Source organism: Variovorax robiniae, from assembly GCF_037889955.1.
Classification (GTDB): domain Bacteria; phylum Pseudomonadota; class Gammaproteobacteria; order Burkholderiales; family Burkholderiaceae_C; genus Variovorax; species Variovorax robiniae.
The window spans coordinates 87,309-112,496 of sequence record NZ_JBBKZS010000016.1 but is presented as its reverse complement, the minus strand read 5'-3'; the positions used below and the strand labels follow the sequence as shown (position 1 = coordinate 112,496).

General features: G+C 64.1%; 23 protein-coding genes. 17 read left to right on the top strand and 6 right to left on the bottom strand.

All coding sequences use genetic code 11. The annotated features are described in order from the left end of the window. Positions 1–83 precede the first annotated feature (83 nt). Both WKW79_RS27760 and phaZ read left to right on the top strand, forming a co-directional pair. Positions 84–2,057, top strand: a complete 1,974-nt coding sequence (locus WKW79_RS27760; RefSeq protein ID WP_340338457.1) for an alpha/beta fold hydrolase — start codon at positions 84–86, stop codon at positions 2,055–2,057. 59 nt (positions 2,058–2,116) lie between these two features. Beyond that, positions 2,117–3,010 (top strand): poly(3-hydroxyalkanoate) depolymerase, encoded by an 894-nt coding sequence (phaZ, locus tag WKW79_RS27755; protein ID WP_340338456.1) that lies wholly within the window; start codon positions 2,117–2,119, stop codon positions 3,008–3,010. A gap of 75 nt (positions 3,011–3,085) precedes the next feature. Here phaZ and WKW79_RS27750 read toward each other — a convergent pair whose 3' ends face one another. Continuing rightward, positions 3,086–6,043, bottom strand: coding sequence for a DNA topoisomerase III (locus WKW79_RS27750; RefSeq protein WP_340338455.1), 2,958 nt, complete (start codon positions 6,041–6,043; stop codon positions 3,086–3,088). 89 nt (positions 6,044–6,132) lie between these two features. Here WKW79_RS27750 and WKW79_RS27745 point away from each other — a divergent pair, with 89 nt between their 5' ends. From WKW79_RS27745 to WKW79_RS27735, 3 genes are read left to right on the top strand one after another with little or no spacing between them, the layout of a single operon-like run. Beyond that, a complete protein-coding gene (locus WKW79_RS27745) occupies positions 6,133–6,801 on the top strand; it encodes an SET domain-containing protein (RefSeq protein WP_340338454.1) in 669 nt (222 codons plus the stop codon). Continuing rightward, positions 6,798–7,607, top strand: coding sequence for a biotin--[acetyl-CoA-carboxylase] ligase (locus WKW79_RS27740; RefSeq protein ID WP_340338453.1), 810 nt, complete (start codon positions 6,798–6,800; stop codon positions 7,605–7,607). The genes WKW79_RS27745 and WKW79_RS27740 overlap by 4 nt, the downstream gene beginning before the upstream one ends. Next, complete coding sequence (locus tag WKW79_RS27735) at positions 7,604–7,906, top strand: hypothetical protein (protein ID WP_340338452.1); 303 nt, start codon at positions 7,604–7,606, stop codon at positions 7,904–7,906. Before WKW79_RS27740 ends, WKW79_RS27735 begins: the two co-directional genes overlap by 4 nt. An 89-nt stretch (positions 7,907–7,995) precedes the next feature. Here the strand turns inward: WKW79_RS27735 and WKW79_RS27730 are convergent, their stop codons facing one another. The 3 genes from WKW79_RS27730 to WKW79_RS27720 all read right to left on the bottom strand — a co-directional run bounded on the left by WKW79_RS27730 (position 7,996) and on the right by WKW79_RS27720 (position 10,827). Beyond that, on the bottom strand, positions 7,996–9,429 hold the full coding sequence (locus tag WKW79_RS27730; RefSeq protein ID WP_340338451.1) for a sensor histidine kinase: 1,434 nt from the start codon (positions 9,427–9,429) through the stop codon (positions 7,996–7,998). A gap of 166 nt (positions 9,430–9,595) precedes the next feature. Then, positions 9,596–10,270 carry a response regulator gene (locus WKW79_RS27725; protein WP_340338450.1) on the bottom strand — a complete coding sequence of 225 codons (675 nt, stop codon included), beginning with the start codon at positions 10,268–10,270 and terminating at the stop codon, positions 9,596–9,598. Between the two features lie 83 nt (positions 10,271–10,353). After that, a complete protein-coding gene (locus WKW79_RS27720) occupies positions 10,354–10,827 on the bottom strand; it encodes a MarR family winged helix-turn-helix transcriptional regulator (RefSeq protein ID WP_340338449.1) in 474 nt (157 codons plus the stop codon). 143 nt (positions 10,828–10,970) lie between these two features. On the opposite strand from WKW79_RS27720, the gene recA reads away from it, so the two are divergent. The 3 genes from recA (at position 10,971) to WKW79_RS27705 (ending at position 13,344) form a co-directional block, all read left to right on the top strand. Beyond that, positions 10,971–12,080 carry a recombinase RecA gene (gene recA, locus WKW79_RS27715; RefSeq protein WP_340338448.1) on the top strand — a complete coding sequence of 370 codons (1,110 nt, stop codon included), beginning with the start codon at positions 10,971–10,973 and terminating at the stop codon, positions 12,078–12,080. Positions 12,081–12,093: 13 nt separating this feature from the next. Next, complete coding sequence (gene recX / locus WKW79_RS27710; RefSeq protein WP_340338447.1) at positions 12,094–12,546, top strand: recombination regulator RecX; 453 nt, start codon at positions 12,094–12,096, stop codon at positions 12,544–12,546. A gap of 111 nt (positions 12,547–12,657) precedes the next feature. Beyond that, entirely contained in the window at positions 12,658–13,344 is a 687-nt protein-coding gene (locus WKW79_RS27705; protein ID WP_340338446.1) for a hypothetical protein, read from the top strand. Between the two features lie 69 nt (positions 13,345–13,413). On the opposite strand, the gene yiaA is transcribed toward WKW79_RS27705, so the two are convergent. Both yiaA and argC read right to left on the bottom strand, forming a co-directional pair. Further along, the gene (gene yiaA, locus WKW79_RS27700; protein WP_340338445.1) at positions 13,414–13,851 is read right to left on the bottom strand and encodes an inner membrane protein YiaA; all 438 of its coding nucleotides are present in this window, start codon (positions 13,849–13,851) and stop codon (positions 13,414–13,416) included. 236 nt (positions 13,852–14,087) lie between these two features. Further along, on the bottom strand, positions 14,088–15,011 hold the full coding sequence (argC, locus tag WKW79_RS27695; RefSeq protein WP_340338444.1) for an N-acetyl-gamma-glutamyl-phosphate reductase: 924 nt from the start codon (positions 15,009–15,011) through the stop codon (positions 14,088–14,090). Positions 15,012–15,193: 182 nt separating this feature from the next. On the opposite strand from argC, the gene sucC reads away from it, so the two are divergent. The 9 genes from sucC to WKW79_RS27650 all read left to right on the top strand — a co-directional run bounded on the left by sucC (position 15,194) and on the right by WKW79_RS27650 (position 25,174). Beyond that, complete coding sequence (gene sucC / locus WKW79_RS27690) at positions 15,194–16,366, top strand: ADP-forming succinate--CoA ligase subunit beta (protein ID WP_340338443.1); 1,173 nt, start codon at positions 15,194–15,196, stop codon at positions 16,364–16,366. Between the two features lie 8 nt (positions 16,367–16,374). Then, positions 16,375–17,268, top strand: coding sequence for a succinate--CoA ligase subunit alpha (gene sucD / locus WKW79_RS27685; protein WP_340338442.1), 894 nt, complete (start codon positions 16,375–16,377; stop codon positions 17,266–17,268). A gap of 108 nt (positions 17,269–17,376) precedes the next feature. Further along, the gene (locus tag WKW79_RS27680; RefSeq protein ID WP_340338441.1) at positions 17,377–18,057 is read left to right on the top strand and encodes a TerC family protein; all 681 of its coding nucleotides are present in this window, start codon (positions 17,377–17,379) and stop codon (positions 18,055–18,057) included. Positions 18,058–18,082: 25 nt separating this feature from the next. Next, on the top strand, positions 18,083–18,892 hold the full coding sequence (locus WKW79_RS27675; protein ID WP_340338440.1) for a Stp1/IreP family PP2C-type Ser/Thr phosphatase: 810 nt from the start codon (positions 18,083–18,085) through the stop codon (positions 18,890–18,892). Between the two features lie 79 nt (positions 18,893–18,971). Beyond that, complete coding sequence (locus tag WKW79_RS27670; protein WP_340338439.1) at positions 18,972–19,616, top strand: FHA domain-containing protein; 645 nt, start codon at positions 18,972–18,974, stop codon at positions 19,614–19,616. A 12-nt stretch (positions 19,617–19,628) separates the two neighbouring features. Next, complete coding sequence (locus WKW79_RS27665; RefSeq protein WP_340338438.1) at positions 19,629–21,902, top strand: CHASE2 domain-containing protein; 2,274 nt, start codon at positions 19,629–19,631, stop codon at positions 21,900–21,902. A 26-nt stretch (positions 21,903–21,928) separates the two neighbouring features. Continuing rightward, entirely contained in the window at positions 21,929–22,735 is an 807-nt protein-coding gene (locus tag WKW79_RS27660) for a 3',5'-cyclic-nucleotide phosphodiesterase (protein WP_340338487.1), read from the top strand. A gap of 205 nt (positions 22,736–22,940) precedes the next feature. Beyond that, a complete protein-coding gene (locus WKW79_RS27655; RefSeq protein WP_340338437.1) occupies positions 22,941–23,381 on the top strand; it encodes a pilin in 441 nt (146 codons plus the stop codon). Between the two features lie 41 nt (positions 23,382–23,422). Beyond that, positions 23,423–25,174 (top strand): PglL family O-oligosaccharyltransferase, encoded by a 1,752-nt coding sequence (locus tag WKW79_RS27650; RefSeq protein WP_340338436.1) that lies wholly within the window; start codon positions 23,423–23,425, stop codon positions 25,172–25,174. Positions 25,175–25,188: the final 14 nt, after the last annotated feature.

Below are 25,188 nucleotides of genomic sequence, written 5' to 3'. Positions count from 1 at the left end.
GGCGCGGCCCGTCCCGCCTGGATCGCATGAACGACCCGACCGATACGAAGGCAAACAATGGTGCGCACAGCGCGGAGAACTCGATGAGCGAAGAGACAACCCCGAAGAAGCAGGCGGCAGCGACCAAGCGTGCGAAGGCCTCGGCCACCGCCCCGGTCAAGAAGTCCGCATCCGCCAAGAAGGCGACGCCCGCCAAGACGGCGTCGGCCAAGTCGGCATCCGCCAAGTCGGCCCCTGCCAAGACCGCCAAGCCAGCGGGCAAGGCCGTGGCCAAGGCGGTCAAGAAGGCGCCGGTGCCAGCCAAGGCGGCTCCCGCCAAGGCCGCCAAGCCGGCGAAGAAGGCCCAGCCAGCCGCGTCCGCCGAAGGCGCCGAAACCGCCGAGCTGGTCAAGGGCCTGGCCGAGGATGCAGCTGCCAACACCCTGGCGGTCAACCCCCTGATGGGCCTGCGCTTCGAGGACTTGGGTGAAGGCGTCAAGGCCTTGTTCGACGCGGCCGTCAAGCAACCCATGAAGGTCGCGCAGCACTGGTCGACCTATGCGATGGAACTGGGCAAGGTCATTGCCGGCGAATCCGACAGCGAGCCCTATCCCAAGGACAAGCGCTTCGCCGATCCCGCCTGGCGCGACAGTGCCTTCCTCAAGCGCCTGTTGCAGGCGCATGCGGCCACGGGCAGCGTCATCAACAACTACCTCGACTCCATCGAGCTGGAGCCGCGCGCCAAGGCGCGTGCCCAGCTGGTGGCCTCCATCTACATCGACGCGATCGCGCCCAGCAATTCGCTGATCAACCCGGCTGCCGTCAAGCGCGCCAAGGAGACCCGCGGCAAGAGCCTTGTCAAGGGCGTGAAGAACCTGTGGGGCGACCTGCGCGACAACGGCGGCCTGCCGTCGTCGGTCGACAAGTCGAAGTTCGAGCTCGGCAAGAACCTGTGCCTGACGCCGGGCCAGGTGGTCTTCAAGAACGAGGTGCTGGAGCTGATCCAGTACAAGCCGCAGACCGCCGAGGTCTACAGCCGTCCGCTCGTGATCTGCCCGCCGCAGGTCAACAAGTTCTACGCGATGGACCTGTCGCCCGAGAAGAGCCTGGTCAAGTTCGTGGTCGAGCAGGGCGTGCAGATCTTCTGCGTGAGCTGGTTCAACCCCAGCGCCGAGCAGCGCGACTGGGACATGTCGACCTACGTCAAGGCGCTCGACGAGGCGGTGGATGCCGCGCGTGAGATCACCGGCAGCCCCGACATCACGCTGTGGGGCGCATGCTCCGGCGGCATGACCGTCGCTTCCTATGTCGGCTGGCTCGCCGCCACCGGGCAGAACAAGGTGGTGAACCTGGTGAGCCCGGTGTGCACGCTGGACCCCGAGAACGTCTCGGACACCAGCATGGGCCTGTTCATGACGCCGGAGAGCGTCGGCGCGATCAAGGCCTCGACCAAGGCCCGCGGCTATGTCGACGGCGAGGCGCTGGCGCGTGTGTTCGCCTGGCTGCGTCCCAACGACCTGATCTGGAACTACTGGGTCAACAACTACCTGCTCGGCAACGATCCCCCGGCCTTCGACATCCTGTACTGGAATGCCGACACCACCCGCCTGCCGGCCGGCTTCCATGCCGACCTGCTGGACATCATGCAGGACAGCCCCTTCATCAACGCCAACAAGCTGAAGGTGCTGGGTGAGCCCATCGACATGGGCAAGGTCGACGTCGATGCCTACATCGTGGCCGGCATCACGGACCACATCACCCCCTGGAAGGCCTGCTACCCGACCGCCCGCATCTACGGCGACAAGAGCACCTTCACGCTGGTCAACGCCGGCCACTTGCAGAGCCTGCTGAATCCGCCCGGTGCGGCCAAATCCTTCTTCCTGACGGGCAAGGTCGGCGGCCCGGATCCGGAGGCTTGGTCCGCTGGCGCCACGCGCATCGATGGCAGCTGGTGGCCGCACTGGATGAAGTGGCTGCAGGAGCGCTCCGGACGCAAGGTCGCCGCGCCTGCCAAGGTCGGCAACGCCAAACACAAGCCGGGCGTTGCTGCGCCGGGCGAATACGTCATGCAAAAGTGAGCGGCACTGTCATGCGCCTCTGCGCGCCGCTGCGCTTCGCGAATTGGGCTACATCATTCATGGGAACCGCTACTAAAAAAACCAGAACCGCGGTCACCGCGCCCCAGGACCGGCTGCAGGACGTCAAGTTCGATCCCGAATCCGGGATGCACATCGGCACGCTGACGATCGGCGAGCAGCTGCTTCGCGTGGGCATCCGGCCCGGCGCGCGCGTCGGCGGTGCGCTCACGGGCACGCCGCTGCTGCTGTTCAATGGCATCGGCGCCAACCTGGAGCTGGTCAACCCCTTCATCGCCGAACTCGGCGACACCGAGGCCGTGATCTTCGACGTGCCCGGCGCCGGCAAGTCGCCGCCGCCCAAGGGACCGTATCGGCTCTTCATGATGGCGAGCCTCGCGGCGAAGGTGCTGGACGAACTGGGCTACGACCGGGTCGACGTGCTGGGCGTGTCCTGGGGCGGCGGGCTGGCACAGCAGTTCACCATCCAGTTCCCGGCGCGCGTGCGGCGGCTGATTCTCGCGGCCACGACCATGGGCGGCGCGACCATGCTGCCCGGCAAGCCCAGCGTGCTCTGGAAGATGGCCAATCCGAAGCGCTACCTGGAAAAGGGCTACATGAAGCGTATCGCCCCGGACATCTACGGCGGCCTGCTGCGCAAGGACCCGGACGCGATCAAGCTGTTCACCGACCATGCGCGCGGCGGCGACCCCAAGGGCTATCGCTACCAGTTGCTGGCCATGGCCGGCTGGAGCAGCCTGCCCTTCCTTTGGCGCATCCACCATCCGACTTTGTTAATGGCCGGCAGCGACGATCCGCTGGTGCCGCTGGTCAATGCGCGCGTGCAAGCCTCGCTGATGCGCAATGCCACGCTGCACATCGTGGATGACGGGCACCTGTTCCTCATGAACAAGGCGACCGAAGTGGCGCCGGTGATCCGCGAGTTCCTGCGGTAGCGGGGGCGTAGCGACCCACAAGAAAAGGGCCCCGATCTTCGCGATCGGGGCCCTTTTGCATGGAGCGCGTCGGCGTCAGTCGCTCGCGAGGTGCTTGCCCACGATGCCGGCCAGTTCGAACATCGTCACCTGGTCCTTGCCGAACACCGGCTTGAGCTTGGAATCCGCGTTGATCGCGCGCTTGTTGGTCGCATCCTGCAGGCCGTTGGCCTTGATGTAGTCCCAGAGCTTCTTGATGACTTCGGTACGAGCCACCGGTTCGGCGCCGATCACTGCGGCCAGTTCGGCGCTGGGCTTGAGGCCGGCGCCGGTCTTGCGCGGGGCCTTGGGCGCGGCCGCCTTCTTGGTCGCGGCGGTCTTTGCAGCGGCCTTCTTCGCGGCAGGCGCCTTCTTCGCCGCCGCCGTCTTCGCAGGCGCAGCGGCCTTGCCGAAGGTCTTGCGCGGCGGGAACTTGCTGGCGCGCGGCTCGAATTCGAAGGTCACCTTGCCCTCTTCCTTGTTCCAGGTCAGGAAGGCCTTGAACGCGCGGCGCGTGCGCATCGACACGAACTTGTCGAGCAGGTCGGTCTTGCCGGTCGTCAGCAGCTTGTGGACCTGCTCATGGTCGACGGGTTGCTGCAGGATGATCTTGCCGCTCTTGAAGGTGCAGCTTGGCGTCGGCTGCTCGTTGGTCGGCACCGATTTCTCGCAGACGTAGTTGCTGCCGGACTCGAACACCTTCGACGCGCAGATCGGGCACGGCCCCAGCGAGGATTGGCCGCTGAAGTCGATGATCTCGCCGCTCTCCTCGTTCTTGTCGTCGCCGAAGTCGAACTCCAGCTTCCAGTTGCTGGCCTCTTCGTCGAACTTGAGGATGATCTCCGAGGTGAAGGGCCAGCCCGCCTTGGAGCGGAAGCCTTCCAGCGGGCCGATGTGCCGGTCGCGCAGCAGCGCCTCGGCCTCGGCCACCTCGAAGGTGCGGCCGGCCGGCGACTTGCCGAAGGAGAAGCCGCAGGCGTCCTCGCCGGTGCCGCTCTTGCCGGTGCAGGCATAGCGGCGGTAGTTTTCTTTCACGACGCCGCCGCAGTTGGGGCAGGGGGCCTGCAGCGTCGTGTAGTCGCCGGGGACGGTGTCGCGGTCGTATTCCTTCGCCTTCTTGACGATGTGCTCCGTCATCTTGGCGATCTCGCGCATGAAGGAGTCGCGGCTGAGCTTGCCGTGTTCCATCTGCGCGAGCTTGAATTCCCATTCGCCGGTGAGCTCGGCACGCGAGAGTTCTTCCACGCCGAGACCGCGCAGCAGCGTCATGAGCTGGAACGCCTTCGCGGTCGGAATCAGCTCGCGGCCTTCGCGCAGCATGTACTTCTCGGCGATCAGGCCTTCAATGGTGGCCGCGCGCGTGGCCGGGGTGCCGAGGCCCTTCTCCTGCATCGCCTCGCGCAACTCGTCGTCGTCGATGGTCTTGCCGGCGCCTTCCATCGCGCCGAGCAGGGTGGCTTCCGAGTAGCGTGCCGGCGGCCGCGTCTTCAGGCCCTTCATGTCGGCGGTCTCGTTCTTCACGATCTCGCCCGGCTTCACCGGCACCAGGTTCTTGCCGTCCTTCTCGTCGTCGTCGGAGACGGCTTCCTTGCCGTAGATGGCGAGCCAGCCCGGCTTGACCAGCACCTTGCCGTCGCTGCGGAACGGGTACTTCTTGCCGTTGGTTTCCACCGTGCTGATGCGCGTGGTGACCTGGTATTCCGCGCTCGGGAAGAACACCGACAGGAAGCGTCGCACCACGAAGTCGTAGAGGCGCTGCTCGGCTTCGCTGAGGCCGCTCGGCGCCTGCAAGGTCGGGATGATGGCGAAGTGATCCGACACCTTGGCGTTGTCGAAGATGCGCTTGTTGGGCTTGACGTAGTTGCCGTCGACCGCCTGCTTGGCGAAGGGGGCGAGATGCTTCATGCCGCTGTTGGCGATCATTGCCATGGTGTTCTTCACCACGGGCAGGTAGTCCTCGGGCAGCGCGCGCGAATCGGTCCGCGGGTAGGTCAGGGCCTTGTGGCGTTCGTAGAGGCTTTGGGCCAATGCGAGCGTCGTCTTGGCGCTGTAGCCGAAGCGGCTGTTGGCCTCGCGTTGCAGCGAGGTCAGGTCGAACAGCATCGGCGAGGCCGATGTCGTGGGCTTGCTTTCCTCGGTGACGGTGGCCGGCTTGCCACGCGATGCCTCGGCGATCTCGCGCGCCTCTCGTTCGCTCCAGACGCGGTCGGCGCGCTGCTCGGCATCCGGTTCGCCATTGGCAAGCAAGGGCGCGTTGGCTTTCTTCCAGTTGGCGTCGAACCACTTGCCAGGGTACACGCCCGCTTCGGCCGCGAAGGTCGCGTGGATCTCCCAGTAGTCGCGCGAGACGAACTTGCGGATCTGCTCCTCGCGCTCCACCACCACCGACAGCGTCGGCGTCTGCACGCGACCGACGGTGGTGAGGAAGAAGCCGCCGTCGCGCGAGTTGAACGCGGTCATGGCGCGCGTGCCGTTGATGCCCACCAGCCAGTCGGCCTCGGAGCGCGAACGCGCGGCATCGGCCAGGCCCTGCATCTGCTTCTCGGTGCGCAGCGAGTCGAAGCCTTCGCGGATGGCCTGCGGCGTCATCGACTGCAGCCACAGACGCTTGACCGGCTTGCCGAGGGACGACTTGCCGCCCGCGTACTGCTCGATCAGCCGGAAGATCAGCTCGCCCTCGCGGCCCGCGTCGCAGGCGTTGATGAGCTGCGTCACGTCCTTGCGCTTGGCCTGCTTGACGACGGCGTTGAGGCGCGTCTTCGTCTTGTCGACGGGCTTGAGATCGAAGTGCGGCGGAATCACCGGCAGGTTGGCAAAGCTCCACTTGCCGCGCTTGACGTCGAATTCCTCGGGCGCCTGGATCTCGACCAGGTGGCCCACCGCGCTGGTCACGACGTAGTGCTCGTTCTCGAAATGCTCGTCGTGCTTGTCGAACTTGCCAGCCGTAGGCGTGAGCGCGCGAACGATGTCCTGCGCCACCGACGGTTTTTCTGCAATCACCAGAGTCTTGGTCATCTTTTCTCTCTATCTACAATCTGCCGCTTCTCGCGTGTGTACGCGCGCGCACGCATACGTGTGCATATTCAAACTAACAGACTTCGGCGATGCCTTCCAAATCCCCTTTGAACCCAGGTCGCCGTATCCAGACGCGCCGCTCCGAAGTCCACGGCAACGGTGTTTTTGCCGTGCAGGACATCGCCGAAGGCGAGACGATCGTCGAATACAAGGGTGAGGTGATCAGCTGGAAGGAGGCCCTGCGCCGTCATCCGCATGATCCGGCGCAGCCGAACCATACCTTTTACTTCCATATCGACGACAAGCATGTGATCGACGGTAAGGTGAACGGCAACGCCGCCCGCTGGATCAACCATGCCTGCGCACCCAACTGCGAGGCCGACGAACAGGACGGCCGCATCTTCATCAAGGCCCTGCGCGACATCGCCGCCGGCGAGGAGCTCAACTACGACTACGGCCTGATCATCGACGAGGAGTACACGCCGGAGTTGCTGGCCGAGTACCCGTGCTGGTGCGGTGCCGAGACCTGCCGCGGCACCTTGCTGTCGCCGAAGGACGAGGATGAGGGCGCCAGGGTGGAGCCGGTCAAGAAGAAGAAAAAGAAGAAGACGGAGAAGGCAGACAAGGAAGGCAAGGCCGCGAAGGCGGAGAAGGCCAGTAAGAAAGCCAAGGCCGCGGGCAAGGCGGACAAGCCGAAGAAGGAAAAGAAGGCCGGCAAGTCGGGCAAGAAGGCCGCGAAAAAGGCTGACAAGTCGTGACGAACACCTGGCCCGTCACCGAACTGCGCACCGCGCTCGGCGCGCTGGTGGCAGGCCTTTCGGTCGAGGTGGTGCCCGAGATCGACTCGACCAATACGGAGCTCATGCGCCGCGCGCGTTCGGGCGTTGCGGCGCCGGTGCTGCTGGTGGCCGAGCGCCAGACCGCGGGCCGTGGTCGCCTGGGACGGCCCTGGCAGAGCGCGGCCGAAGCAGGGCCGGGCACGCTCGATGAATCGCTGACCTTTTCGCTGGGGCTTCCGCTGGCGCCGGCCGACTGGTCGGGCCTGTCGCTGGCCGTCGGCGCCAGCGTGGCCGCCAGTCTCGATCCGGAGGGCACGCAGCTCCGCCTCAAATGGCCCAACGACCTGTGGACCGTGCAGGACCGCAAGCTCGGCGGCATCCTCATCGAGACGGCCATGCCGCAGGGCGGCGACGGGCAGCGCTTCATGGTGATCGGCATCGGCATCAATATCGGCCCGCGTCCGGCCGAGGGGCTGGCCACGGCACCCGCCTGGCTGCGGGAATTCCGCCCAGATGCGAGCGCGCCGCAGGCCCTGGCCGCCATCGCGGCGCCGCTGCTGCGCAGCGTGTTGCGTTTTGCCGCAATGGGATTCGCGCCCTTCGCGCAGGACTTCGCTGCGCGCGACGCGCTGCGCGGGCGCGCGGTCAGCCTGAGCGACGGCACGGCAGGCGCCTGCGAGGGCGTGGGCCCGGGTGGTGAATTGCTGGTGCGGACGGCCGCGGGCTTGCAGTCGGTCAGCAGTTCAGAGGTCAGCGTGCGGCCGGCGGGCGAGGCCCAGGCATGAAGCAGGCGCGCCTGCTGCTGGCCGGCCTGATGGCGCTCAACGTGCTGTACTTCGCATGGACCCAGGGCTGGCTCGCCATCTTCGGCACGGCGCCCGCGTCGCTGTCGGAGCGCGAGCCGCAGCGCATGGCCTGGCAGATCCGGCCTGCGGCCTTGCAGATCCGCAAGGAGTCGGAGCCGGTGGCAACTCCGCCCGACGCCGCGGCATCGCCGTTGGTGCCGCCAACAGCGGCCACTCAGGGGAGCCCGTCGGCCCCGGGCACGCCGAGCACGCCGCACGCCGAACACGAAGGCCTCTGACCTCTGCACGGTCCGGCCTCGCGAATGCGGCTCGCGAGTTCGACGGGATCCCGCTCGCAAGCGAGCAGGATGCGCACCGGCCCCGCGGCTTAACTCGTCTGGAAGCGCACGCTGAACAGCGCCCCGCGCGGCTGCCGGTCCGGCCGCGCATCGCCCAGCTCCACCGATGCGTTGTGATGGCGCGCGATCTCCATCACGATCGGCAGGCCCAGTCCGGAACCGTCGGCCTCGTTGCCCAGCACGCGGTAGAAGGGCTGGAACACCAGCTCGCGCTCATGCTCGGCAATGCCGGGCCCCGAGTCCTCCACCTGCAACAACGTGATCCGCCCGAAGGGGTCCGAGAGCACCCGCGCGGTGATCACGCCGGGCCGTTCGCTCGATGAGGGCGTGTAGTTGATCGCGTTGTCGATCAGATTGCGCACCAGTTCCTTCAGCAAGGTCGGGTTGCCCTGGATCATCACGCCCGACGCGCCGGCCTCGACGCCGTCGTAGCCCAGGTCGATGCGCCGCTCGATCGCACGCGGCACCGCCTCGCGCACCACCTCGATGGTGATGCGCGCCAGGTCGCAGCTCTGCCTTGCGACGGCGACGCCGCCGCCTTCGGCACGGGCCAGTGCCAGCAACTGGTTCACCGTGTGCGTGGCCCGGATGCTGGCGCGACCGATCTGCTTGAGCGATTGCTTCAGGTCTTCCGCGCTTGCGCCCTGGCGCTGCGCCAGGTCGGCCTGCATGCGCAGCCCGGCCAGCGGGGTCTTCAACTGGTGCGCCGCGTCGGCCAGGAAGCGGCGCTGGGTCGCGATGGTTTCGTTCAGCCGTCTCAGCAGTCCGTTGACCGACGCCACCAGCGGTGCGACTTCCACAGGCACCGCGCTGTCGTCGAGCGGGCTCAGGTCGTCGGACTTGCGCTCGCGGATGCGGTCTTCCAGCTCCGACAGCGGCTTGATGCCGCGCACCAGCGCCAGCCAGATCAGCAGGATCGCCAGCGGCAGGATCGCGAACTGCGGCAGCAGCACGCCCTTGATGATCTCGGTGGCCAGCACCTCCTGCTTGCGGCGCGTCTCGGCCACCTGCACCAGCACCAGGCCGGCGCCGGGCAGGCGCGGCTGCACCCAGGTGTAGGCTACGCGCACCGTCTCGTCGCGCATCCGGTCCTCGCGGATCAGCACGCGTTCGTTCGATGGCGACTCGTCGTCCGGCGGCGGCGGCAGGTCGGCGTCGCCGCCGAGCAGGTCGCCTTCGGCATTGCGCACCTGGTAGTAGACATGGTCGGTGTCGTCGGCCCGCATGATGTCGCGCGTCGGCTGCGGCAGGTAGAACTGCACGCTACCTCCCTGCACCGTGACCAGCGTGCCCAGGGTCTGGACGTTGTATTCCAGCGCCCGGTCGAAGGGCCGGTTGGCAATGCCCTGAGCCACCAGCCAGGTCACGCTGATGCTCACCGGCACCAGCAGCAGGAGCGGCGTGAGCATCCAGTCCAGGATCTCGCCGAACAGCGAGCGCTGGCCGCGATTGAAGAATCTCAATTGACGTTTTCCATGGAAATGAAACGGATTGTCAATTGTTCGCAAGTTCCCGCATATCGAAGCGGAACAGGGCCGATGGTCGCGCGACGGATTCCACGCGTTCACCCAAGAAGCGGGGGCGATCTCGAATCTGCCGCGCCAGCAGCCTCGAGGCTGCCGTGCCTCGCTACGCCTGGATCTTCTCCAGGCAGTACCCCAGCCCGCGCACCGTCGCGATGCGGATCGGGCCCTTCTCGATCTTCTTGCGCAGGCGGTGGATGTAGACCTCGATCGCGTTGAGGCTCACCTCCTCGCCCCATTCGCACAGCCGCTCGACCAGCTGGTCCTTGCTGACGAGCCGGCCGGCGCGTTGCAGCAGCACTTCGAGCAGGCCCAGTTCGCGCGCCGACAGCTCGATCATCCGGCCGTCGATGGTCGCCACCCTGCCCGCCTGGTCGTACACCAGCGGGCCGTGACGGATGGCATTGCTGGTGCCACCCATGCCGCGCCGCGTGAGCGCTCGCACGCGAGCCTCCAGCTCCTGCAACGAGAAGGGCTTGGCCATGTAGTCGTCGGCGCCGTAGTCGAGGCCCTTGACGCGCTCCTCCACGCTGTCGGCTGCCGTCAGCACCAGCACCGGCAAGGTGGAGCCGCGGGCGCGCAGGCGCTTGAGGATTTCCAGGCCGTGCAGGTTGGGCAGGCCGAGGTCGAGGATCAGCAGGTCGAACTCGCTGTTGGTCATCAGCGCGGCATCGGCCTGCGAGCCGGTGGCCACGTGGTCGACGGCGGCGCCCGAGGTGCGCAGGCTGCGCAGCAAGGCATCGGCCAGGACCTGGTCATCTTCGGCAATCAGGATTCGCATGGGGGTGTCCCGTTGGTCTTGTGTCCTCCCTGCGCTTGTAGCTTTCAGGCCGAGATTCTAGGAGTGCGTGCATGCCCTGCCGCTCACGTGGCATAGGCCTCCAGCCCGATCATCACCACCGTCGCCACCTCGTCGCCCACGCTGGCGCGAAACTCCTGCTCGGCCTGCGCGACGGCGCGGCGGAAGGCATCGAGCCAGGCCAGCCCGTCGGTGGTGAACATCACGCGCCGCGCCCGCGCATCGAGCGGATCGGGCCCGCGCGTGACGATGCCCCAGGCCTCGCACTGGTCGACCAGCATCCCCATCGCCTGCTTGCTCATGCCGGCGCGATCGGCGAGTTCGGTCAGGCGCGAGCCGTTGCGCGCCAGGTGCCGGGTGATGTGGATGTGGGCGGCGCTGACCTGTTGCCGTGCCGCGAGGTTCGACAACGCCAGCGGCACCTCGATGTCGTGCGCCATCAGCGTCAACACGCGCTCGTCGAAGCGGCGCATCGCATGGCCGAGCAGGCGGCCCAGGTGGGTCTGCCGCCAGTCGTCTTCGTGGGGTGCCGTGGTCATGGCGCAGATGGTAAAGCAAACTGACTAAAAATCGCCTTTACGGATTTATACAGCCGCATACACTACTGTTCAAGCATCCAGCCTGTTGTCAAACACAGATGCCAAAACCAAACACAACCCGTTGATATTCAAGGAGATTTTTCATGGACGCACTCGTCAAGGGCACCAGCATCTCGGTCCCGAACAGCGAAAAGGCCAAGGCACTGCAAGCCGCGTTGGCGCAGATCGAAAAGCAGTTCGGCAAGGGCACGATCATGCGGCTGGGCGAGGGCGAGGCGCTGGAAGACATCCAGGTGGTCTCCACCGGCTCGCTGGGCCTGGACATCGCCCTGGGCGTCGGCGGCCTGCCGCGCGGCCGCGTCATTGAAATCTACGGCCCGGAATCCTCGGGCAAGACCACGCTCACGCTGCAGGTCATCGCCGCCATGCAGAAGCAGGCCGGCACCTGCGCCTTCGTCGATGCCGAGCATGCGCTCGACGTGCAATATGCCCAGAAGCTCGGCGTGAACCTGTCCGACCTGCTGATCAGCCAGCCCGACACCGGCGAGCAGGCCCTGGAAATCGTCGACTCGCTGGTGCGTTCCGGCGCGGTGGACCTGATCGTGGTCGACTCGGTCGCCGCGCTCACGCCCAAGGCTGAAATCGAAGGCGAAATGGGCGACTCCCTGCCCGGCCTGCAAGCCCGCCTGATGAGCCAGGCCCTGCGCAAGCTGACCGCCACGATCAAGAAGACCAATTGCATGGTCATCTTCATCAACCAGATCCGCATGAAGATCGGCGTGATGTTCGGCTCGCCGGAAACGACGACCGGCGGCAACGCGCTGAAGTTCTACGCCTCGGTGCGCCTGGACATTCGCCGCATCGGCACCATCAAGAAGGGCGACGAAGCCATCGGCAACGAGACCAAGGTCAAGGTCGTCAAGAACAAGGTCTCGCCACCCTTCAAGACGGCCGAATTCGACATCCTCTTTGGCGAAGGCATCAGCCGCGAGGGCGAGATCATCGACATGGGCGTGAATGCCAAGATCGTCGACAAGTCCGGCGCCTGGTACGCCTACATGGGCGAGAAGATCGGCCAGGGCCGCGACAACGCCCGCGAGTTCCTGCGCGAGAACCCCGAGCTGTCGCGCGAGATCGAGAACAAGGTGCGCGAATCGCTGGGCATTCCGCTGCTGGCGGCCGATGCGGGTGCGCCCGAAGCGCCCGCGGCCAAGCCTGCGAAGGCGGACAAGGCCGACAAGGCTGAAAAGTAAGCGCCACCCATCGATGGCATTTGCAGCCCCTTCCCTCAAAGGCCGTGCGCTGCGCCTGCTGAGCCAACGAGAGCATTCACGCGCCGAACTGGAACGCAAGCTCGCGCGGCATGAGGAAGAGCCCGGCTCCCTGGGCCGGGCGCTCGACGAACTCGCCGCCAAGGACTTCATCAGCGAGGCGCGCGTGGTCCAGTCCGTGTTGAACCAGCGTGCGTCGCGCATGGGCGCCGCGCGGGTCCGGCAGGAACTGGCCCACAAGGGCATCGCGCCGGAAGCCATTGCGGATGCGGTGGCCAGCCTGCGCGAGACCGAACTGCCCCGTGCATTGGAAGTCTGGCGTCGCCGATTCGGCGTGCCGCCGGGGGATGCGGCCGATCGAGCCCGGCAGATGCGTTTCCTCCTGGCCCGCGGCTTCTCCGCCGACGTGGTCGCCAGAGTGCTCAAAACGAACGCAGACAACAATTAAAAGTGCCCATCGGAGGTGTGGGCTGGCATGATTCGAAGAGGCGGCGCAGACCGCAAATTCGGGAGAGAAATCGTGTCATCGAATGCTTCATCGGCGGCTTCGCCGTCGCTCATGCGCACTGGTCTCAAGGCCAGCGCGGCCTACGCGAGTTCAGTTGTCGCAGGCGCACTGTTGGCGCTGGTGTTCGGCGGCGGCGCGTTCGCCTGGTACCTGAGCCGCTTCAATGGGCCGGGCATGTTGGCAGGCCATGCGGGCAGCGTCGGCGGCGTGCTGGCGATGCTGGCCTCGCCGCCCTTGCTGGTGGCCATGTTGATGATGCTGTTCGTCCCGCTCTACGTGATGATCGGCGTCAAGCAGGGTCACGCTGGGGCGCTGCAACAGATCGTCAGGGCGCATGGCCGCACCATTTCGCAGCGATCGGCGGCGGCTATCGCGGGCCGCATCGAGGCCATGCCCCGCACGCACGGCGCATTGCAGCGTGTGCCGGATTGGCTCACCGTCGAAACGCTGGGCCGTCAACTGGAGCCCGTCCTGGGCGAGAGCAAGGCGGTGCGCGCCGCCATCGGCTTCGTGCTCGCGCGGTTGCCGCTGTCGGACATGGTGGCGCATTGGCAGCAGACCCAGGGCGAATTCGGCGCGGCGGCGGCAGGCGCGGAAGACCCGGCCTTGCGCTCCATGCTCACCCAGCGCATCGGCGATGCCCTCCAGGAGGCGGCAACGCCCTCGCACAAGATCTGGTGGATCGCGATCGGTGCACACGCCGCCCTGGTGGTTGCCGGCTTCTACCTGACGCGCTGACGCAGTGCTGCGCTCCATCGCATTGCCGCGCATCCTCCTGCGCGGTGGCGTCGAACTTCCTTCCGCCGATCAGGCCGCGTCAGCCTCGTCTGCGCCCAGCGGCGAGTCAGCCTTGTGCGCAGCGATGTCGCGCACGTTCTTCTGCACGGCCACCGCGCCGAACAGTGCGAGCAGGAAGGCCATGCCATAGAAGCCCTTCTCGCTCCCCGCCAAGGTCGCGTTGAAGAGGCCCACGGCGAGCAGCGCTACCGACAGCAGCAGAGAGAACCAGCACAGGCTGTAGTAGATGTTGGTGACCGGAATACCTTCGAGCCGGTCGCGCACCGACTTCTGCAGGGACACGGCGGAGAACAGGCCGTACATCAGGATGGTGAAGTAGTAGCCCTTTTCATTGAGCTGCATGGACGCGTTCCACAACCCGATCAGGAAGACGATCGCACCGACGAAGAGTGCGGCCCACGAGGCAGCGACGAATGCGCCCGTGGGCTTCTGGAATTTGGCGGCCATGTTGAGCTCTCCTCTTGTTCTGGTCGCCGCATGATAGCCACATTCCTCCGCCAAAACATGCGGGAATGCCCGCCACAATTGCACGGATTGCTATCAAATATGTAGCGAACAAGAAGGAGGAGCTAACCTCGTGTCGGGACGACGGCAAAGGCGCACTTGGTTCCGCGAGCATCGCTCGGCTCCGGCATGCGGCGTCGGCGCCCAGGCGGCCAATCGTCCATTCGCTTCGACGAAGCTCAGAGCCCCAGCATCAATTCCAGGTTCTGCACCGCGGCCCCGCTGGCGCCCTTGCCCAGGTTGTCCAGCCGCGCGATGACGACCGCGTGGCGGTGGTCTTCGTTCGGGAACACGCGGATCTCGAGCTCGTTGGTGTCGTTGAGCGCCAACGGATCGATCTTGCCGCCGTCGGTGGGCGGCAGCACTTTCACGTACTGGGCCGGCGTATTGCTCTTGGCATAGTGGGCCGCGAGCGCGTCATGCAGGTCGCCGGCCTTCGGCTTGCCGGGCAGTTCGTCCAGGTCCAGCGGCAACTGCACCAGCATGCCCTGCTTGAAATTGCCGACCGAGGGGATGAAGACCGGGCGGTGCGTGAGCCCCGTGTACTTCATGATCTCCGGGATGTGCTTGTGCTTGAGTCCGAGCGCATAGGTCTCGAAGGCTGGCGCGGCACCCGACTCATAGGCCTCGATCATGGTCCGGCCGCCACCAGAAAAGCCGCTGACCGAGGGCAGGGCGATCGGCTGGTCGGCGCGCAGCAGTCCAGCGTCGATCAATGGTCGCACCATGGCGATCGCGCCGGTGGCATAGCAACCCGGGTTGGCCACGCGATCCGCCTTGGCCACCGCCTCCCAGTGGCCCGGCACCAGTTCCGGAAACCCGAAGGTCCAGGCCGGATTCACGCGATGCGCCGTCGACGCGTCGATGATCTTGGGCTTCTTGCCGCTCATCTGGTCGATCAGCGCCACCGACTCGATGGCCGCATCGTCGTGCAGGCACAGGATCACCAGGTCGACCCCGGCCATCAGTTCGCGCTTGGCATTCACGTCCTTGCGCAAGGCGGGCGCGATGCTGACCACCTCGATGTCGGGCATGGTGGCGAGACGTTCGCGGATTTGCAGGCCGGTGGTACCGGCTTCGCCGTCGATGAAGACCTTGGCCATGGTGTTGAGTTCTTTTGTCGCTGGAGAAACTACGTATTGACCACAAGTGAAAGCCTGCGGTTGGTGCAGCGCACCATGATACATTCCCCGGTTGTTCGCCGGCCAGTCCTGCAACGCACGCGGCCCCCGGACAGCAGCCTCCCCATCTCCCGTCCCAACATCCTCTTCCGAGAGACATCCTCATGAAGATTCACGAATACCAAGGCAAGGAAATCCTTGCCAAGTTTGGTGTGCCGGTGCCGCGTGGCATTCCGGCTTACACGGTTCAGGAGGCGGTCGAGGCCGCCCAGAAGCTCGGCGGCCCGGTGTGGGTGGTCAAGGCCCAGATCCACGCGGGTGGCCGCGGCAAGGGCGGCGGCGTCAAGGTTGCGAAGAGCATCGACGACGTCAAGCGCCTGGCCGGCGAGATCCTCGGCATGCAGCTGGTCACACACCAGACCGGCCCGGAAGGCCAGAAGGTCCGCCGCCTCTACATCGAGGACGGCGCCGACATCCAGAAGGAATACTACGTCTCGGCCGTGACCGACCGTGCCACGCAGAAGGTCGCGTTCATCGCCTCCAGCGAAGGCGGCATGGACATCGAGGCCGTCGCGCACGACACGCCCGAGAAGATCATCACCGTCATGGCCGACCCCAAGGTGGGCCTCACGGACGCGCAAGCCAAGGAAATCTCCGACGGCATCGGCATGCCCGCCGATTCCACCGCGCAAACGGTCGACATCCTCAAGAAGCTCTACCAGTGCTACATGGAGACGGACGCCTCGCTGGTCGAGATCAACCCGCTCAACCGTGACAGCAAGGGCAAGGTCATGGCGCTCGACGCCAAGTTCAACTTCGATAGCAACGCGCTGTTCCGCCACTCCGAGATCGTCGCCCTGCGCGACCTGGACGAGGAAGACGCGGCCGAAGTGGAAGCGTCGAAGTTCGACCTGGCCTACATCAGCCTCGACGGCAACATCGGCTGCCTGGTGAACGGCGCCGGCCTGGCCATGGCCACGATGGACACCATCAAGCTGTTCGGCGGCGAGCCGGCCAACTTCCTCGACGTGGGCGGCGGCGCCACCCCCGAGAAGGTCACCGAAGCCTTCAAGATCATGCTGAAGAACAAGAACGTGGAAGCCATCCTCGTGAACATCTTCGGCGGCATCATGAAGTGCGACACCATCGCCACCGGCGTGATCGCAGCCTGCAAGGCCGTGAACCTGCAAGTGCCGCTGGTCGTGCGCATGAAGGGCACGAACGAAGTCGAAGGCAAGAAGCTGCTGGCCGATTCGGGCCTGCCGATCATCAGCGCCGACACCATGGCGGAAGCGGCCCAGAAGGTTGTGGCCGCTGTTCAGAACAAGAAGGCCTGAGGAACATCATGTCGATCTACATCAACAAAGACACCAAGGTCATCACCCAGGGCATCACCGGCAAGACCGGTCAGTTCCACACGGAAAAGTGCCAGGAATACGCGAACGGCAAGAACTGCTTCGTCGCGGGCGTGAACCCCAAGAAGGCCGGCGAATCGATCTTCAACATCCCGATCTTCGGCTCCGTGAAGGAAGCCGCATCGCAGACCGGCGCCACCGTGTCGGTGATCTACGTGCCGCCTCCGGGCGCCGCCGCCGCGATCTGGGAAGCCTGCGAAGCCGACCTCGACATGGCGATCTGCATCACCGAAGGCATCCCGGTCCGGGACATGCTCGAAGTGCGCAACAAGATGAAGGCCAAGGAAGCCGCCGGCGGCAAGAAGACCTTGCTGCTGGGCCCGAACTGCCCCGGCCTCATCACGCCCGACGAAATCAAGATCGGCATCATGCCCGGCCACATCCACCGCAAGGGCCGCATCGGCGTGGTCTCGCGTTCGGGCACGCTGACCTATGAAGCCGTGGCGCAACTGACCGAAATCGGCCTGGGCCAATCGAGCGCAGTCGGCATCGGCGGTGACCCGATCAACGGCCTGAAGCACATCGACGTGATGAAGGCCTTCAACGACGATCCGGATACCGACGCCGTCATCATGATCGGCGAAATCGGCGGCCCGGACGAAGCCGACGCGGCGCGCTGGTGCAAGGACAACATGAAGAAGCCGATCGTCGGCTTCATCGCTGGCGTCACGGCACCTCCCGGCAAGCGCATGGGCCATGCCGGCGCGCTGATCTCGGGCGGCGCCGACACGGCGGAAGCCAAGCTGGCGATCATGGAAGAGTGCGGGTTCACCGTGACGCGCAACTTCTCGGAATTGGGCAAACTGCTGAAGTCGCGGCTGTAAGCAAGCCTGCGCTGAGCGACACAAACGCCTGCTTCCGAGAAGAAAAAGCGCCCGCAACCCCGGTTGCAGGCGCTTTTTTGGTTCCGGGACCAGGCTGAAGGACGATGAATGGATTTCCTGTATTCGGCTGATTTCTGGCTGGGCTTGATGAAGATCGTGTGGATCAACATCATCCTGTCCGGCGACAACGCGGTGGTGATCGCGCTCGCCGCGCGCTCGCTGCCGCCAGAACAGCAAAAGAGGGCCGTGATGTTCGGCTCCGGCGCGGCCGTGGTGCTGCGCATCGTGCTCACCGTGGTGGCCGCCAAGCTGCTGGCGCTGCCCTTCCTGCAGATCGCCGGCGGCTTGCTGCTGCTCTATATCGGCGTGCAATTGCTCAGCGACGAGGAAGAAGGCGAGGGCGAAGGCAAGGAATACGGGAGCTTGGCGGCCGCGATCCGCACCATCCTCATTGCCGATCTGGTGATGAGCCTGGACAACGTCATCGCCGTCGCGGCAGCCGCCAGCGGCAACATGATCCTGTTGATCCTGGGCCTGGCGATCAGCATTCCGCTGGTGATCTTCGGCAGCACCCTGATGATCAAGGTGATGGAACGCTTCCCGATCATCGTGATGCTGGGCGCCGCGCTGATCGGCTGGGTCGGCGGCGAGACGATCATCGAGGACGCTTCGCTGCACGATGTACTGGCGGCCAATGCGTGGCTGCATTACGCTGCGGCAGCGGCGGGCGCGGCCATCGTGGTGGCGGTCGGCCGCACCATGCAAAGACGTTCGCACGCAGCGACCTGACCCTCCAAAGGACCGAGACCCGCACATGGCAATCACCGGCGCCGCCTACTCTCCTGGAGCCGTGTCCTTGCCTTGGGATTTCGCGGCGCTGACCGACTCCGGGCGGGTCCGGGCCAACAACGAGGACGCCATCGCCTTCGACCCGGCGCTGGGCCTGGCGATCCTGGCCGACGGCATGGGCGGCTATAACGGCGGCGAAGTCGCCAGCGGCATGGCCATCGCGCTGCTGCAGGCGAGCTTCGGGCGCTGGCTGGCCCATGCGGGACCCCGGGCGCATGCCCGCGCGGTCCGGCGTGCGCTCCAGGCCGGCGTGGACGAGGCCAACGACGCCATCCTGGAAGCGGGCGTTGCTAATTTGCAACTCCAGGGCATGGGGACAACCCTTGTCGTCGCGGCCTTTGGGCCGCATCGGGTGATCGTCGGCCACATCGGCGACTCGCGCTGTTACAGGTTGCGGGCCGGCAAGCTGGAACAGCTGACGCGCGACCACTCCCTCCTGCAGGAACAGATGGACGCGGGGGCCATCACGGCGGAGCAGGCCGCCCTGTCCCCGCACCGCAACCTGGTCACTCGCGCACTCGGCATCGAACGCCATGTCGACCTGGAAATGCACGAGCACAGCGTTCGCCCCGGCGACCTCTACCTGTTATGTTCGGACGGGTTAAGTGAAATGGTTCTCGAAGAGCAGCTTTTCACGCTTTTGTTACAAGATATCGAACTGTCTGAAAAAGCAACTCTTTTGGTTGCAATTGCAAACGAGAATGGCGGCCGGGACAACATATCTGTGGTTCTTGCTCGCGCAGGTAACATTTCCGCACCCGATGCCACCGCTTGAAGGGACTTCGGACGGACAGAAGCCTGGCGAGCATCTTGCTGATGCATAAAACGTTCGTACTGAGATCCAGGAGTCGGCCATGCCGAAATTGATCGTTTCGATCGACGGAGTCGTGATCAAGGAAGTCACGCTTGCCAAGGACCGCACCACGCTAGGGCGGCGGCCCTACAACGACATCGTGATCGACAATCTGGCGATCAGCGGGGAGCATGCCGTTCTGCACATGATCGGCAGCGATGTCTATCTTGAAGATCTCAACAGCACCAACGGTACCTACGTCAACGCACGCGCCATCAAGAAGCAGGCGCTGGAGCACAACGACGTCATCGAGGTGGGCAAGTACAAGATCCGGTACCTGGCCACCAGTGCCGCGTCCGAACATGCGATGCCAGTGCGCAGTCATGTGGCGTCAGCCCCGATTCCCCTGTCCACCGCGCCGACTGAAATCGCGCCGCTTGTGCCGGCAGGCGGCATCGCGGTCATCCGCGTGCTCTCGGGCGCAGGCGCCGGGCGCGAACTCTCGCTGCAAAAGGTCGTCACCACCATCGGCAAGCCGGGCGTCGCGGTGGCCGCGGTCACGCGCCGGCTGCAAGGCTACGTGGTGGCGCCGATCGACGGCGGCACCGTGCTCAACGGCGAGCCGCTCGGCTCCGACGCCGTCGCGCTGCAGGACGGCGACGTGCTCGAACTCGGCGGCACCCGGATGCAATTCGTCCACACCTGATTCCGAGCCGCAATGGCTGCGCTGCTGAAACACTGGCAGCGCATCCTGATCACGCTGGTGCCGGTGGCACTGGTGCTGATCCATGCCGTGGCCCTCCCGCGGCGCCCCTTCATCGACAGTCTCGACAGCTACGTCTACGACTGGCGCCTGCGCGCCACCATGCCGCAGACGCTCGACCCGCGCATCGTCATCATCGACATCGATGACGCGAGCATCCAGGCGACGGGGCAGTGGCCCTGGGGCCGCAACGAACTGGCGCGCCTGACCACTGAACTCATGGGCCGGCAAAAGGCGGCGGTGCTCGGCTTCGACGTGGTGTTCGCGGAAGACGACAAGAGCTCCGGCCTGGCCAACCTGCGCGAGTTGGCGAGCGGTCCGTTGCGGCATGACGCGGCGTTGGCGGCCGAGCTGAAAAGGCTCGAAAGTTCACTGGACTACGACGGCAGCTTTGCGCGCGCCATGCAGGGGCATCGGGTGGCGCTCGGCTACTACTTCACGCAGAGCGAGCGGCAACTGTCCAAGGGCGTGATGCCGCCGCCCGTGCTCCCGTTGACGGCCTTTCCGGCGCATGGCGCCTATGCGCCGGATTGGAATGGCTATGGCGGCAACATCGCCATGCTCGCGCAGGCGGCGAGCACCGCTGGTTTCATCAATGCGGACCTGGGTTTGACCCGGGACGGACTGCTGCGCGCCGCGCCGCTGATGGCCAGGTACGACGGCGGTGCGGCGTCGGCCGGGTACTACGAGTCGCTCGGGCTCGCGATCTTTCGGCTGGCGTCGGGCAAGTCGAGCGTGACGCCGATCTTTGCAGCGTTTCCGCTGGGCGGCGACGACGACCGGCCGCCTCTCCAGGCGCTGCTGCTGGGCGACGACCAGAACGCGGTGCGCGTGCCGGTCGACCAGCGCGCGCGCATGCTGATTCCCTATCGCGGGCCGGGCGGCGACCAGGGCGGTTCGTTCCGGTACGTGTCGGCCCTGTCGGTCCTGGACGGCGCGCTCGCGCCCGGCGAGCTCGAAGGCAAGATCGTGCTCGTGGGCACCACCGCGCCGGGCTTGCAAGACCTGCGCGCCACGCCGACGAACGCGACCTTCCCGGGCGTGGAAGTGCATGCAAACGTGGTCTCCGCCCTGCTCGACCGCCGGCTGCTCGCGGTGCCGGACTATGCGCTGGGCTACGAGGTCGTCGTACTCACCGTCGCCGGACTGGTTCTGGCGGTGGGTCTTTCGTTGCTGCGGATGTCGCGAGCGGTGATCCTCTTCATCGCCACCATCGCTGGCGTGGTGGCACTGAACGCGTGGCTGTTCGTGTCGGCCGGGCTCGTCCTGCCCATTGCGTCGGCGCTGCTCATGATCGCCCTGGCCTTCGCGGCCAACATGGGTTGGGGCTATTTCGTGGAAGAGCGTGGCCGGCGCGGTCTGGCCAACCTGTTCGGCACCTACGTGCCGCCCGAACTCGTCGAGAAGATGCTCGAGCATCCGGAGCAGTACAGCATGCGTGCGGAGAGCAAGGAGCTCACAGTCATGTTCTGCGACATGCGCGGTTTCACCCATCTCTCTGAGCAACTCGCGCCGCAGGAACTGCAGGAATTCCTCAACACCGTCTTCAACCGCCTCACACAGGTCATCAACCGCTATGGGGGCACGGTGGACAAGTACATGGGCGATTGCGTCATGGCCTTCTGGGGCGCGCCGGTGGACGCGCCGAATCATGCGGCGCTGGCCGTGCAGGCCGCCATCGACATGGCCGCGTCGATCCGCGAACTCAGCGAACAGAATCGCGCGGACGGCCGGGCGGAAATCAGCGTGGGCATCGGCATCAACACCGGCGTCATGAGCGTCGGCGACATGGGCTCGGCCGTGCGGCGCAGCTACACGGTGGTGGGCGATGCGGTGAACCTGGCGTCGCGCCTCGAAGGCCTTGGCGTCATCTACGGCGCGACCGTCGTGGCCAGCGAAACCACGATGCAATCGGGCCCTGCCTACGCCTGGCAGGAGCTGGACCGGGTGCGCGTGAAGGGCCGGCAGCAGGCCGTTACGATCTACGCGCCAGTGGGCCGCGCAGATGGGATCAGCGAGGAAGAGGCCAGCCAACTCCGCCTGTGGGCCCGGATGCTGAGGGCGTATCAAACGCAGCAGCCCGACGAAGCGCAGACAGCCTTGGACGCGCTCCAGGCACTGGATGCCAAAAAAGTCCTTTACCGGTTGTATGCGGAGCGTTTAGCCTCGATGAAATTGCGCCCCTTTGACCCGGAATGGGACGGCGCAACCCGGTTCGATTCCAAGTAGCGATCAAGAGAAGAGGCGGCTGCAACATGCAGGTGCGAGTGTTGGGGTGCTCAGGCGCCATTGCCAAGGACTGCCGGACGACCTCGTTCCTGATCGACAACGACCTCCTGGTCGACGCCGGCACCGGTGTGGGCGACCTCACCCTGGAAGAAATGGCCAGCATCGACGACGTGCTGCTGACCCATTCGCACCTCGACCACGTCGCTTCCCTCCCCTTGATGCTCGACACCGTGGCGAGCCTGCGGACCAAGCCGCTGCGCGTGCATGCGTTGCGCGCGACCATCGAGGCGCTGCGGGCGCATGTGTTCAACAACGTGATCTGGCCGGACTTCGCCAGCATACCCAGCACGGAGTCGCCGTTTGTCACCTTTCATCCGGTGGCGATTGGCGAGACCTTGCAGTTGGGGAGCAGCTTGCCGAAGCACATCGAGGTGCTGCCGGCTGTGCATACGGTGCCGGCGTGTGGGTATGCGGTGCGTTGTGCGAAGGGGACGCGGCATTGGGTCTTCAGTGGGGACACCGAGCGCAATGAGCCATTCTGGCGGCGGGTGAACGAGCTGGATGTGGGAATGTTGGTGATCGAGACGGCGTTCAGCAACCGAGAACAAGCGCTCGCTCGACGCAGCCTGCACCTGTCGCCCACGACGCTGGCGCATGAGCTGGCGCAGATCGGGCCGGGGAAGAACTACCCGATCTACATCACGCACACCAAGCCGGCGGAGACGGAAGAGATCATGAGCCAGATCGATGCGCTGGCGGAGGGGTGGAAGGCGGAAGGGGTGGAGGCTCGGGACATTCGATGGCTGAAGGCGGCTGCGGTGCTGACGCTTTGAGGTGACGGGGAATGACGCGTTTGGGTCAATTGACAAAAAATGTCACCTGCGCTTTCGGCCTACCAACAAGTTATGTCAGATGCTGTAAGCGGATTGTGAACAAATTGGCGACCAGAGGGGGGTGGCTACCTGTGGCACAGATGCTGCGATAGTGACATCGCTCCGGGGAGTTCCCGGGCTCTCTCAACCAATCTGGAGTAAGTGAATGAACCGTCGTTCCATTGCCCGCCGCGCCCAAGCCGGCTTTACCCTTATCGAATTGATGATCGTTGTGGCGATCATTGGTATTTTGGCGGCGGTCGCGTTGCCCGCTTACCAAGACTACACGACGCGCGCCAAGGTGTCCGAAGTCGTGCTGGCAGCTTCTGCCGCGCGTACTAACCTCGCTGAAGTCGTCAGTACTACAGGCGGGTTCCCGGCCACCGCGTCCTTCACTATTCCTTCGCAGTCGTCGAAATATGTTAACGGAGTGGCGTATTCATCGACGGCCTCTACAACTGGCGTTATCACTGCGACTTCTCAGGGTCTGCCGACGGGTGTCACGGGCACTATTACCTTGACCGGCACTGCAGATTCCAACGGTGTTGTCACGTGGGCCTGTTCAGGCACGATTGACGCTAAATACCGTCCCTCTAGCTGCAAGTAAGAGTAGCTTGTCAATAAGGGCCCCGCAAGGGGCCTTTTTTTATGAACCTGCAAACCGTCGCCAACAATAAGAGCATCAGCCTAGCACTAGGAGGCGGGCTCCTTGCCATCGCTTGGCTCTTACCGAACCACGCATTTCCATGGTCGGCGTTTCATTCTGAGATATGGAGTTGCCTTGTAATTTGCGGATTAGCCCTCGTCGTGTCATGGACCGGTGCAGCCAACTATCGAGTCTCCGTAGTTGAATGCGTGGTTCTGCTTTGCGCTCTGATACCGCTCATTCAGTACTTGAAAGGTGAATTGGCTTTTTTTGGTCAGTCTTGGATAGGTGCCGGTTATCTGTTGCTCTTCTTGACAGCAGTCGTAACAGGTCGTCGAATGCAGGAAGAGTTGCCAGGATCTGCGTTGAGTTTTGTTTCGGTGGCCTTTGGCATTGCCGCAATCGTCTCTGTTGGATTGCAACTCTACCAGTGGCTGAGATTCACTGAAAGTGATGGAATTCTTGATATCTGGGTGCTCGCTCAAGACGGGTCAAGACCCTATGCAAATCTGGGACAGCCAAATCAATTGGCGACCTTGTTGCTCCTCGGCTGCCTGTCCTTTGGATGGGCGCAGTCCAGAAAACTCATTGGAGCAACAACGTTTATTTTCTTGCTGCTGTTTACGGGCATGGGTATAGTCCTGACGCAATCAAGAACCGCGCTTCTTACAATACTCATATGCGGAGTGGCGTTATTGTTAAAGCGCAAAATTTTCTCACGCAGCCTGTTCGTACATGGCCTGTGGCTGCTGCCTCTGTTTTTGGTGAGTTTTTTTTGCATCAGAACTATCAGTACCCAACTCTATCTTGACGTGCCCGTTGATCTTTTGACAAGAAATACGAGGGAACTCAGAATCGAAATATGGTCGATGATGTCGCACGCACTCAAAGATCATTTCTACTTCGGATTTGGTTGGAACAATGCCATTGAGGCTCACGTGAGCGTCGCCGAGGCGTATCCGTCGCTGTCTCACATGATTGCTGCGCAGTCGCACAATCTGTTCTTGGATCTCATTGTCTGGACGGGGCTCCCCCTTGGGATGGCACTGGGTTTTGCAATTGTTCTTTGGATAATCTACGTTCTGATCCGCGTCGAAACGGTATTTGACTTCATCTGCGCGTCCATGCTGATGGTAGTATTTATCCATAGCATGTTCGAGTTCCCGCTTTACTATGCCTATTTCTTATTGCCGCTGGGACTAATAGTAGGCTCGCAAATTGCTGGATTCAACTTTCGGAGCCTTCTGAAAGTTAGAAAAGAAATGGTTCTAGCGTGGACGGCAGTCGTTTTGATGATGGTGTCTGTGACCGTTATTGACTATTTTCGAATCGAGTCGGCATTGCAGGCGATCAGGTTTGAAAAGGCGCGGATTAGAATGACTGTCCCGGCAACTGTTCCTTCAGTTTTGGTTCTTGATCAATTGCGTGCCGGCTTGGTCATGATGAAAACCGATTTTGGTGAGCGGCAAGCTGGCGACCACCTTGACTTTGAAAAAGCAACGCGAGCAATGCCATCGCTTTCAAATATGATTAATTTGATTCGATATTATGCCTTGAGCGACCAACCGAGCGAGGCCTGTCGATGGATGATTAAAATTCAATATCTCACGGATGAGAAAACACGGCAAGCATTGCCGGCAGTTTGGGCCGAATTTCAAAGCTCCAACTCGTTGTTGCGGAGGTACGTATGGCCAAATAGAAATAGCACTGCCGAGCAATGCGTTAATGGGATCTCCGAAAAAATAGCGCCTTGACAGTTGCTCTTGGC

Excerpts from the sequence above, each read along its gene's own strand:
- WKW79_RS27680 (WP_340338441.1), top strand. The coding sequence starts at position 17,377 with ATGGATTTCCTGTATTCGGCTGATTTCTGGCTGGGCTTGATGAAGATC.
- WKW79_RS27660 (WP_340338487.1), top strand. The coding sequence starts at position 21,929 with ATGCAGGTGCGAGTGTTGGGGTGCTCAGGCGCCATTGCCAAGGACTGC.
- WKW79_RS27665 (WP_340338438.1), top strand. The coding sequence starts at position 19,629 with ATGGCTGCGCTGCTGAAACACTGGCAGCGCATCCTGATCACGCTGGTG.
- WKW79_RS27675 (WP_340338440.1), top strand. The coding sequence starts at position 18,083 with ATGGCAATCACCGGCGCCGCCTACTCTCCTGGAGCCGTGTCCTTGCCT.
- sucC (WP_340338443.1), top strand. The coding sequence starts at position 15,194 with ATGAAGATTCACGAATACCAAGGCAAGGAAATCCTTGCCAAGTTTGGT.
- WKW79_RS27705 (WP_340338446.1), top strand. The coding sequence starts at position 12,658 with ATGCGCACTGGTCTCAAGGCCAGCGCGGCCTACGCGAGTTCAGTTGTC.
- WKW79_RS27670 (WP_340338439.1), top strand. The coding sequence starts at position 18,972 with ATGCCGAAATTGATCGTTTCGATCGACGGAGTCGTGATCAAGGAAGTC.
- yiaA (WP_340338445.1), bottom strand. The coding sequence starts at position 13,851 with ATGGCCGCCAAATTCCAGAAGCCCACGGGCGCATTCGTCGCTGCCTCG.
- WKW79_RS27725 (WP_340338450.1), bottom strand. The coding sequence starts at position 10,270 with ATGCGAATCCTGATTGCCGAAGATGACCAGGTCCTGGCCGATGCCTTG.
- WKW79_RS27655 (WP_340338437.1), top strand. The coding sequence starts at position 22,941 with ATGAACCGTCGTTCCATTGCCCGCCGCGCCCAAGCCGGCTTTACCCTT.
- recA (WP_340338448.1), top strand. The coding sequence starts at position 10,971 with ATGGACGCACTCGTCAAGGGCACCAGCATCTCGGTCCCGAACAGCGAA.
- phaZ (WP_340338456.1), top strand. The coding sequence starts at position 2,117 with ATGGGAACCGCTACTAAAAAAACCAGAACCGCGGTCACCGCGCCCCAG.
- argC (WP_340338444.1), bottom strand. The coding sequence starts at position 15,011 with ATGGCCAAGGTCTTCATCGACGGCGAAGCCGGTACCACCGGCCTGCAA.
- recX (WP_340338447.1), top strand. The coding sequence starts at position 12,094 with ATGGCATTTGCAGCCCCTTCCCTCAAAGGCCGTGCGCTGCGCCTGCTG.
- WKW79_RS27735 (WP_340338452.1), top strand. The coding sequence starts at position 7,604 with ATGAAGCAGGCGCGCCTGCTGCTGGCCGGCCTGATGGCGCTCAACGTG.
- WKW79_RS27760 (WP_340338457.1), top strand. The coding sequence starts at position 84 with ATGAGCGAAGAGACAACCCCGAAGAAGCAGGCGGCAGCGACCAAGCGT.
- WKW79_RS27720 (WP_340338449.1), bottom strand. The coding sequence starts at position 10,827 with ATGACCACGGCACCCCACGAAGACGACTGGCGGCAGACCCACCTGGGC.
- WKW79_RS27750 (WP_340338455.1), bottom strand. The coding sequence starts at position 6,043 with ATGACCAAGACTCTGGTGATTGCAGAAAAACCGTCGGTGGCGCAGGAC.
- sucD (WP_340338442.1), top strand. The coding sequence starts at position 16,375 with ATGTCGATCTACATCAACAAAGACACCAAGGTCATCACCCAGGGCATC.
- WKW79_RS27650 (WP_340338436.1), top strand. The coding sequence starts at position 23,423 with ATGAACCTGCAAACCGTCGCCAACAATAAGAGCATCAGCCTAGCACTA.
- WKW79_RS27745 (WP_340338454.1), top strand. The coding sequence starts at position 6,133 with ATGCCTTCCAAATCCCCTTTGAACCCAGGTCGCCGTATCCAGACGCGC.